We start from the raw sequence: 10,062 nt of genomic DNA, 5'->3' as shown, positions 1-10,062 counted from the left end.
GCCTGTTAAGGCGCTGCGCGCCATGCCTGGCGCACCACAAAAAAGCCCTATCGCTTGGCTTAGCAATAGGGCCTTGTTTCTTCGGTAGGTTAATCAAGTATTAGGCAATTGCCTTAAAACCGGTACTTTAGGCCTACACTGGCAGCATCAAAATCATAGGCAGATTTATCTAGGTAGCGCATGTAGTCAGCGCCTACCGATACATTGGAACTGATATCCATTTCTGCACCGGCACCGTAGGAGAAACCGGTTTCACGGTCGTTATTAATATCAACCTCTGTGAAGCCCGCTAAACCATACAAACGCACTTCCGGAGCAATGGGTACGATACCTTTCGCATAAGCACCCGCAACGTGATTTAGCTCGGCACCACCATCTGAACCACCTGTCCCCAAATGGCCTTCTAAGGCGAAATAGTCATTGAACTGTGCCCCACCGCGGAGACGCAAACCAACGTCATCGCGTGAAGAACCTCTTTCTGGGTTCAGGCTCCAAAACATGGCATCGCCGCCCACATATCCTTGTGGGTACTGAAAGGATTGTTGCGCTTGAGCCGATGCCGCGAACGTACCCGCACCAACTAAAAGAGCGGCAGAGGTGAGTGATAATACGGTCATCTTCATAAGTTAAACCTCAGTTAAAAAACAGCGTTTCCTTACACTTTTTAATTTTGGCTTATACTTTAGGAGAACGCAATCTGCCAGCTCAACTTGCACACAGTTTCCTTTTTCCCCTCCTACTTACCTACCTTTGGAAAGACTGAGCACAACAATGCCACCAACCACCACTGCCCCGCCAACCAACTGGCTAGGGGTTAACATCTGACCTAGCACAATATAGCCAAGCAGTAACGACGCTACTGGCTCGAAGTTCATAACTGGTGCATTGCGCGCCATGTCCAGGCGTGGCACAAAAATAAACAATAGGGAAAAAGCACTGCCGTATAGCAAGGCTAACAAAGCTAGTCCTGTCCAGCCTGCGCTGTTATCTGGCAAGCTCATTCCCCCAGGAACTGCACCCAGTAACCCACCAACGATCATGGCAATAAACACCGTTTGCATGGTCAGAAGGCTACGTAAGGTGCTGCCAACCCCTGACAAGCGATGCTCAGTAACCCAAAGCGCGCAAGCAAACGCGAAAGCGGCACTTAACCCAAATCCTATACCAACCAACCACTCAGACCCCATGGCATTGGCATCTCCAAACCAGCTCGGTATATCGAGTACCACGAGCAGCCCAATCAAAATAGTGCCCATAATCAGGCAACTACGTAGCGAAGGCCGAGGACCGCCTAACGCCCAACTTAACAGCGCTAATTGAATAGGAAAGGTATTAACCAGTAACAACGCAATGACCACCGGCAAACGTGCAACCGCTGAATAAAGGCTAACACTTTGAATAGCAATCAGAAGCCCTACTGCCAGCTGCCATGGCCATGTGCCGGGCGGTAGCCACAGCCGCTTTTTTTGAACCACGACCAGCGTCAGTAAAATCAAACACGCTACGCCTGAGCGCATCAATACCGCAAGAAGTAATCCAGCACCATTATCAAACGCTAGCCGCGCGGAAACGTGGTTGGCTGCAAACATAGTAGCCACCGACATCATCAGAAAAATGGCTAGGTGGCGAGGCAGTAGCGTTGGTAATGAGGTAGAAGGCATAGCAACAAAGCGGCTCACGATAAGTAGATTAACAGTAGGATGACGACATTCTATGACGAAGGCTAACGAAATACCGCGCCAATATCATTGCAGTGCAGCATATTATACCAAGGTCTAAGCCTCTTTTACGCTAACTACTTTACAAAGGTTGTCATAAACACACCGATGCTGGTCATTAACCGTGGCTCTTCTATCAACGATGCATTGATTGATAGTGCCCCTCAGGGACCGGGAACCATGATGCCGAAACGGGAGGAAGTTAATAACCTATTTCCCAAGCTACCCGGTCGGCGCTATCCCCCCCTTCACATCAAGCTAGTTCTCAGCGGTTGATAATTGCTGCCTGACAAACTCAAGAGAGGGCCGTAAAAAGTGTAAACAGGAGCCGGTTCGATAGATATTCAAAGATTCAGGTATACGCTGTAATTTGCTATACGAGTAGCTATGTAGACACTCTTCGGCATGATGTTTCTGCTCGCTACCCAACGAAACTAAATCACCTACCCAATGCCAGGCCTGATTGCGCTCGGCGTAGGCCTTCGCTTGAAAGGTGTATTGGTCGTAAATCAGCCACTGGATACTCGGGTCATCGTCAATACGAACCGCTATGCAAGGGTCCGGCTGGTTCAAGCACATCAAATCCTGTTTAGCCAGCAGCACCAGTAAAGACTCGGGCATCGTAGCCGTCTCAGGCCTTATACGAAACTGTTGGGCTAGATCATTAGTATCCAACAGAGACTCGGTGTTACCGGATTGAGCTTGCTTTATGTGAAACTCGACACGACGTTTCAGCTCAGGATGCGTCTGGGCAAACTCGCTCTCGGCCAGCTCTTGCAGAGCTAGCTTGCCGGGCCGCCCAAGTCGATAGAGCACATAGTCGAAATCAAAATCTTCCACTGCTGTGTGCCCATCCAATAATCGCTTTACCTGATGCTGGGCAGACCAGTGGCTCATGTCAGCCAGTGGCGTATTAACCAGTATCAGCACACTGGCCACCAGAAGGGCCAGCCACCTATTGACGCGGTGAATACCGGGTAACGCTGCTTTTCGGCGCCAAAGTATTATCACGCTGTAACTGAAGGTAAAAGTCGCCACCAATGCTTGCAGCAGCCCAGCCCATAACCGGTCCAAACTGAGCCCATACTGGTCGATACGTAGCCATAGTGCCCAAGCCGCCAATAGGCTGCCAATTGGCAGGAGTACGACCGCCACCAAAACCGTATTGCGTAGCCAACCAGGGTAAGGAGGATTGCTATGGGTTTGATGGAATACAGCGTTAAAGAACAGTAGCAAGGTTAACATCAGCGCCATAAGGATTTGCGCTGCCTTGCCTGTATCCCATATGGGTTCTAACCCTGTCCACATCAGCACGGCGAAGAATAGCAGGATGACCAGGGCAACTAACGGCAAAAGTGTCTTGATAAGCGCTTCACACATCAGCCTTACGCTGGCAAGAAAGCGGAACCGGTTGCGAATCATCACCACGGCGATACCGAGCATCAACCAGGTAACCGGATAGACAAACACCGGTTTATAGAAAACCCGTTCAAAAAAGTCTATGCCGATGGCAGCAAAAAGCGCTCCCCATAGCCCCAAAATTACCCAAAAAACCCCTATAAACAGACTGACCTGGGCAATTGTCAGGGCGAATTCCCATGAGTAATTCAGCAATGGTTGATAGGCTTTTGGCCATGTGCCACTGGAAGCACTGCTTCGAAAGAACAGAGCAAGGATGAGCATAGCCACCCCCACAGTCATGCTAAAGGAAGCCATAAGGGGTGATGTATTCCGGTAAGGCGCTTCCGGCACAGAGGTTGCCCAACCAAGGTGCCACCCCATCCAAAACAGCAGAGGCGTCAACAACAGCGGTATTAAATTGATACGATCCCGCAGTCGCACCATGCTAATCAGGTAAAAGGCAGGTACCACGATAGTGATGGAATAAAGTGCGCTTAGCCAGCGTTGGTCAGTGGCTAGCCAGTGTGTATGTTCAACAGCCAGATGCAACGCGTAGAGTGCAACCCCCTGAAACAGGGCAATAAGAATCAACCCAATGCTGGTGCTACGATCCAAGGCGCTTAGACGGTTATCATCCATGATAATTCTCTGAGGGGCAGGTGGCGAACGTGATATCACGTCATTAGTCGGCTCAGAATACCAATAATCGCAGGTAGACGTTATTCATGGGTGGCCAATATCAATTAACAATTGCACCACGTCTTAAGTCATTACTGACCGTGACTCCACATAGAAAAATAGCCCCAGGCACTGCCTGGGGCTATTTTATTTAGCGAATTAACGTGTGTAAGAATTACCTGTCAGGCCCACATAGGCACCATGGCTTCCAACACCATCACTAAGCTCATTGCGGTAATCGTCAGAATCGATACACCGAACACCTTTTTGGCCCAGCGCACGTCATCACCCAGTCGAAAACCACACAGCGCTAAGTACAGCCAGTAGCCTCCCATTGCTAATGCAACACAGAGGTAGCCCGTACCCGCTTGACTGGCTAGCACCAAGGCGAGCGACGCAGGAATAAACGCGACGATGTAGCCCAGAATGTGGTGTTTTGCCCGTTTGATACCATGCACCACCGGCAGCACCGGAATCGATGCCCGGCGATAATCCGCATAGCGAAAAATCGCAATGGCATACGAATGCGGCATCTGCCAAAGGCAGAAGATGACCAGCAGCATGAAAGCACCGCTATCAAACTGCCCCGTCACCGCACAATAACCAACAACCGGCGGCATCGCCCCAGAAAGGCTGCCCACCAACGTGCCGTATTCAGAGTGCCGCTTCATGTAGAGGCTGTACACCCCAACGTAAACGCCCCAGCCGATCACCGCTAATGCCACGGTTAAGCCGTTGGTGCCCAGCGCCAAACACACCACGCCCGCTACCCCAAGCAGCGCCGAAACGCCTAATGCCTGAGTAATAGAGATACGTCCTTTGGCCAGAGGGCGATGGCGCGTACGCGCCATCAAAGCATCAATATCACGGTCAATAACGTTATTACAGGCGCAGCCAGACGCAATGACCAGTGCAATACCCAACATGACCGTACTAAACGTGACCCAATCAAAGGTACCGTGGGCGGCTAAAAAATAACCGCCTAAGGTCGCAATGAGATTGCCGCCAATAATGCCTGGCTTTGTTAGCGCGAGCAGGTCACGCCAACGGCTAGGCACCACCGTTAACCGATCATCATGTTGAGATGCAGATGCTGCATGATCCATAAAGAGCCCCCTACCACCAAGACAAGTATCGTCAGCGTGAAAACGAAAGACATCACGTTCCACCCTTCGTCGGCGTTGGTGTTCATATGCATAAACATGACCAGCTGAACCAAAATCTGCAGCACGGCTGTTACTGCGATAACGACCACCGTCGTGACGGTGCCTAGCGCACCGCTCATCACGACCGCGAATGGAATCACGGTTAGCACTAAAGATAGCAGAAGCCCAGTCACATACGATTTAACGCTGCCATGGGAAGAAGTTGAATTAGATGAAGAATGGCTCATCTCACAGCACTCCCATTAAATAAACAAACGAGAAAACACAGATCCAGACGATATCCAGAAAGTGCCAGAATAGGCTTAGGCACAGAATTCTGGGACGAGTCATCGGTGTTAGCCCTTTGGTAGAAAGCTGCACCAACATGACGAGAATCCATACCAAACCAACAGTCACGTGCAGCCCGTGAGTACCCACCAGGGTGAAGAATGACGAGAGAAACGCACTCTGATCGGGCCCATACCCTTGATGAATCAAATGCTGGAACTCATAAACTTCCATGCCAACAAACGCCGCGCCCAGCAGGAAGGTTATCGCTAACCACGCCTTTACCTGGCCAATGCGCTCAGCATTCATGGCCAACACGCCTATGCCGAAAGTAAAGCTACTAAACAGCAGTAAGAAAGTTTCGACGAGCACGAAAGGCAGCTCGAAAATATCTGCCGCCGTCGGGCCGCCCGCCGTGCCCTTCATGAGCACAGCGTAGGTAGCAAACAGTGACCCGAAGATCACCAGATCGCTCATTAGATAGACCCAAAAGCCGAATAATTTGGTGCCGCTGGCATCATGGTGCTCATGGGGCTCAGACGTTGCGCCATGGTGTAGGGTATCGGTAGCCATTACGCTCGCGCCTCCGCATAGTTTGTCTGCTTACTCTCAGTTGAGTCACTGGCGGTCGGGGTGGTTTTGCGCTGCTGGTGCTCACGCTCAATCCGCGCCACTTCTGCGGCAGGCACGTAGTAGTCGATATCATCGTTGAAAACACGCGCTAAGAAGCTGATGACTACACCAAGCGCACCCACCGCGGCTAACCACCAGATATGCCATACCAGTGCAAAACCAAGTACCAGGGCAAACAAACTAATGACCGGCCCTGCCACGGTATTACGAGGCATGTGGATATCGGTATAAGGTGCTTCATCCAACTGCTCGTTGCTACGCTGTTTTTGCGACCAGAAACTGTCGATATCGCCAACTTCAGGCAAACGGGCAAAGTTGTAGAACGGTGCTGGTGATGACGTTGACCACTCCAATGTACGGCCATCCCATGGGTCGCCAGTCACATCGGCATTCAGCTTGCGATCACGAATGCTCACCCAGAACTGAATAATGGTGCAGGCAATGCCCATCATGATGATGACAGCACCTACCCAAGCCAGGATCATCCACGACTGCCATTCAGGGTTGGCGTAGGACTGCATGCGGCGCACCGCGCCAAAGAAGCTCAACACATAGAGCGGCATAAAGGCGACATAGAAGCCAATAAACCAACACCAGAATGAACGCTTGCCCCACTTCTCGCTAAGCGTGAAACCGAATGCTTTGGGGAACCAGTACGTTAAGCCCGCCATCATGCCAAACACCACGCCACCAATAATTACGTTGTGGAAGTGGGCAATCACGAACAGGCTGTTATGCAGTACAAAGTTGGCAGCGGGTAGCGCCAGCATCACGCCAGTCATACCGCCTAAGGTGAAAGTAATAATAAAGCCTAAGGTCCATAGCACCGGCGAGGTCAGTTCCAGGCTGCCGCGGAAGATAGTGAACAGCCAGTTGAATACTTTCACCCCGGTAGGAATGGCAATAATCATCGTCATGATGCCGAAGAAGGCGTTGACGTTAGCGCCAGCCCCCATGGTGAAGAAGTGGTGCAACCAGACAATAAACGACAGCAGCGTGATCGCCACTGTGGCCCATACCATGGTGGTGTAACCAAACAAACGTTTACGCGCGAAGGTCGCGATCACTTCAGAGAACACGCCAAAGGCTGGCAGGATCAGGATGTACACTTCCGGATGGCCCCAAGCCCAGATGAGGTTGACGTACATCATCATGTTGCCGCCAAAATCATTGGTGAAGAAGTGCATGCCGAAGTAGCGGTCTAGAGTTAACAGCGCGATCGTCGCGGTAAGAATCGGGAAAGAGGCAATAATCAGGACGTTGGCACAAAGCGATGTCCAGGTAAAAATAGGCATGCGGAACATAGTCATGCCTTTAGTGCGCATTTTCAGGATCGTGACAAAGAAATTAATCCCGGTGAGCGTCGTACCTATGCCGGATATTTGTAACGCCCATATCCAATAATCGACCCCCACACCAGGGCTAAACTCTATCCCCGAAAGCGGCGCGTAAGCGAGCCAACCCGTTTTGGCGAACTCTCCTACTACTAGGGAAATATTAACCAGAATCGCGGACACCGCGAACAGCCAAAAGCTCAGGTTATTCAAGAAAGGAAAAGCAACGTCGCGTGCGCCAATTTGCAGTGGCACCACCAGATTCATCAAGCCGATGACCATAGGCATCGCAACGAAAAAGATCATAATCACGCCATGGGCGGTAAAGATCTGATCATAGTGTTCAGGAGGGAGGTAACCCGCGGCCCCACCAGCAGCCATAGCCAACTGGGTACGCATCATAATGGCATCGGCAAAGCCGCGTAGCAGCATCACCAAGGCAACCACAAAATACATAATACCGAGCTTTTTGTGGTCAACGGAGGTAAACCACTCGTTCCACAGCCAGCCCCACTTTCGGTAATAAGTTAATGCGCCGATAAGCGCAGCACCGCCAATCGCCATCATGGCGGCAACGATCATAATGATCGGTTCGTGATACGGAATCGACTCTAACGTCAGTTTTCCAAACATGCTTAACCCCCCGCTTCAACGCTTGTGGGATGGCCGCTCATCGCGTGATCCTCACTAGCATGCTGATTGGTAACGTGGCCAAACGCGGCCTGATGATGGGTAGCGCCTGCGCTTTCTAGCTCGCCAGACTCGCCGTGGCTATCGTCAACATCACTGACGGCTTCGTGGTTAACATGGTCGCCATGACCGCCGTGCCCACTGCCGCCGGTATGAAAGCTGGTCAGAATCGACGTATAGAGCGCCGGAGAAATCTCAGAGAAGTACTCGACCGGGTGGTATTCACTCGGTTTGGCTAAATCGCTATAACGGTCGGGATAGGTCAGGGTTTCATTGGAAGCCCGCACGTTTTCAACCCACGCCTCAAATTCTTCAGGGGTGGTAACGTGAGCATCGAAGGTCATTCCTGAGAAGCCAGCACCGCTGTAATTAGTGGAACGGCCTGGATAAACGCCGACGTCGTCTGCAATGAGATGAACATCGTTATCCATACCCGCCATGGCATAAATTTGGCTGCCTAAGCGCGGAATAAAGAACGCATTCATCACCGAGCCAGAACTGACTCGAAAACGCACCGGCGTATCCACAGGAAAGGCAAGCTCGTTGACACTGGCAATGCCTTGTTCGGGGTAGATGAACAGCCATTTCCAGTCCAGCGCTACCACTTGGATTTCCATTGCGGCGGTATCGCTTTCGATGGGCTTATGGGGATCTAAACTATGGGAGGTTTTCCAGGTAAGAAACGCTAAGACAGCGATGATTAAACAGGGCACTGTCCATACCGCGACTTCAATCGCATTAGAGTGCGCCCAGTCGGGTAGGTATTTAGCAACATTGCGATTGCTGCGCCGATAACGCCAACCAAACAGCAGCGTCATCACTATCACCGGAATCACTACAATTAGCATCAGCCCAAATGAGGTCAGTATTAGCGAGCGTTGCTCAACGCCAATCTGCCCTTTGGGATCCAACAATGCAGAACTGCAGCCCGTTAACAACAGGCACAACATGACGAGCACGAATGTGCCTCGCCTGCGCCAGAGGGTATGTCGTTGCATGGTGTGATCTCGTCAGAGAGTTGTCCAAAACAGCGCACTATTTGACCAGCTGAATAGCTAGCTAAATAGCCCGCTAACTAACACCCCATACTTTTCCCAGAACAGTGAGTACGTATGCGTTGCTCCGGGAAAAATATGCGCTACCGAAGGGATTGGTAGCGAGTCATAGCCAATACACGCCACGCGCGCATAAACTAAGACTAAAGTATTTTCTATTGATCTGGATCAATCAGAAAGAGGCGCTTTGCCGCACCCTGTATACTTAAAAATATGTTAAGCGACTGTCACGCTGGGTGATGCATGAGGAAGGCAATCTTGTACTTTCGGTGCATGCTCATCGTCGGTCACGACAATATCGAAATCGGATAACGCGGCAAAATAGGCTGGGCGCACTAAACCAAATTTGCTGGCATCAACAATCAACAGGCGCTGCATAGCCGTCGCTATGGCAGCCTGTTTTGGCGCCACTTCATGAAAATGGAAACAACTAACCCCACGTTCGCAGTCCACTCCTGCGGCAGAGATCAGTGCTTTATTAATGCCTAAACGCTCAATCGCAGCACGCATACCATCACTACCAAACGATTGTGATGAGGCATAAAACAGTCCCCCTAGCAGCACTAACCGCACATTAGGCAGCGCGGCCACTGAGTTAGCCACGTTAAGGGCATACGTCACCACAGTGAGCTCGCGGAAATGGCTTAACTGACTAAGCAAAGGAATCAGTGTTGAACCACAGTCAATGAATAGCGTATCGCCATCTTCGATAAAGCTGGCAACTCGCTGACAGAGGCGGTGCTTAATCTGATAATGGCTCGCCTGTTGCTCAGTCAAGTCATACACCGGCGTTACGCCAGGATAGTTTGCCATGACCAAGCGACCGCCCAACAAGCTAATCGCCGAAGGCTGCGTAGTAACGTCCCGACGGATCGTCATTTCAGAAACACCGCACAGCTCAGCAGCATCGCGCAGATGCAATGTCCCCCCGCTGGCAAGCGCTTCTTGCAACATTGCCAAACGCTGAGCGCTTCGGTCATTCATGGCAAACCTCTCCTTTAATCCCAAGTTCAGGCGTTATTTGTTATCAGCGGTTAGTGGGTATCCAAGGCCTATGCTGAGCCAGCCCTCATTATATTTCCACTGTCAGACGCTGCTCTTCGACTATTTGAGAGTCATA

The 10,062-nt window shown here is 51.1% G+C and carries 9 protein-coding genes; all 9 read right to left on the bottom strand.

Features of this window, described 5'->3' with window-relative positions:
* Nucleotides 1-113: 113 nt before the first annotated feature.
* Complete coding sequence (locus INT21_RS01890) at nucleotides 114-623, bottom strand: porin family protein (RefSeq protein WP_125746163.1); 510 nt, start codon at nucleotides 621-623, stop codon at nucleotides 114-116.
* Nucleotides 624-740: 117 nt separating this feature from the next.
* A complete protein-coding gene (locus INT21_RS01885; RefSeq protein WP_193084780.1) occupies nucleotides 741-1,661 on the bottom strand; it encodes an EamA family transporter in 921 nt (306 codons plus the stop codon).
* A gap of 315 nt (nucleotides 1,662-1,976) precedes the next feature.
* Nucleotides 1,977-3,758, bottom strand: a complete 1,782-nt coding sequence (locus INT21_RS01880; protein WP_193084779.1) for a DUF4153 domain-containing protein — start codon at nucleotides 3,756-3,758, stop codon at nucleotides 1,977-1,979.
* Between the two features lie 221 nt (nucleotides 3,759-3,979).
* A complete protein-coding gene (gene cyoE, locus INT21_RS01875; protein WP_038482136.1) occupies nucleotides 3,980-4,903 on the bottom strand; it encodes a heme o synthase in 924 nt (307 codons plus the stop codon).
* Entirely contained in the window at nucleotides 4,861-5,190 is a 330-nt protein-coding gene (cyoD, locus tag INT21_RS01870; protein ID WP_089038866.1) for a cytochrome o ubiquinol oxidase subunit IV, read from the bottom strand. Before cyoD ends, cyoE begins: the two co-directional genes overlap by 43 nt.
* 1 nt (nucleotide 5,191) lies before the next feature.
* Nucleotides 5,192-5,803 carry a cytochrome o ubiquinol oxidase subunit III gene (cyoC, locus tag INT21_RS01865; RefSeq protein ID WP_193084778.1) on the bottom strand — a complete coding sequence of 204 codons (612 nt, stop codon included), beginning with the start codon at nucleotides 5,801-5,803 and terminating at the stop codon, nucleotides 5,192-5,194.
* Nucleotides 5,803-7,830: a cytochrome o ubiquinol oxidase subunit I gene (gene cyoB, locus INT21_RS01860; protein ID WP_193084777.1), complete on the bottom strand. Its 2,028-nt coding sequence runs from the start codon at nucleotides 7,828-7,830 to the stop codon at nucleotides 5,803-5,805. The genes cyoC and cyoB overlap by 1 nt, the downstream gene beginning before the upstream one ends.
* A 2-nt stretch (nucleotides 7,831-7,832) precedes the next feature.
* Nucleotides 7,833-8,885: a ubiquinol oxidase subunit II gene (cyoA, locus tag INT21_RS01855; protein WP_193084776.1), complete on the bottom strand. Its 1,053-nt coding sequence runs from the start codon at nucleotides 8,883-8,885 to the stop codon at nucleotides 7,833-7,835.
* 273 nt (nucleotides 8,886-9,158) lie between these two features.
* The gene (locus INT21_RS01850) at nucleotides 9,159-9,926 is read right to left on the bottom strand and encodes a DeoR/GlpR family DNA-binding transcription regulator (RefSeq protein ID WP_089038870.1); all 768 of its coding nucleotides are present in this window, start codon (nucleotides 9,924-9,926) and stop codon (nucleotides 9,159-9,161) included.
* Nucleotides 9,927-10,062: the final 136 nt, after the last annotated feature.

Origin of the sequence: Halomonas sp. 3F2F (assembly GCF_014897805.1) — a bacterium.
GTDB lineage: Bacteria > Pseudomonadota > Gammaproteobacteria > Pseudomonadales > Halomonadaceae > Vreelandella.
The sequence above is the reverse complement of the archived record's forward strand: the minus strand, read 5'-3'. Positions and strand labels throughout refer to the sequence as shown.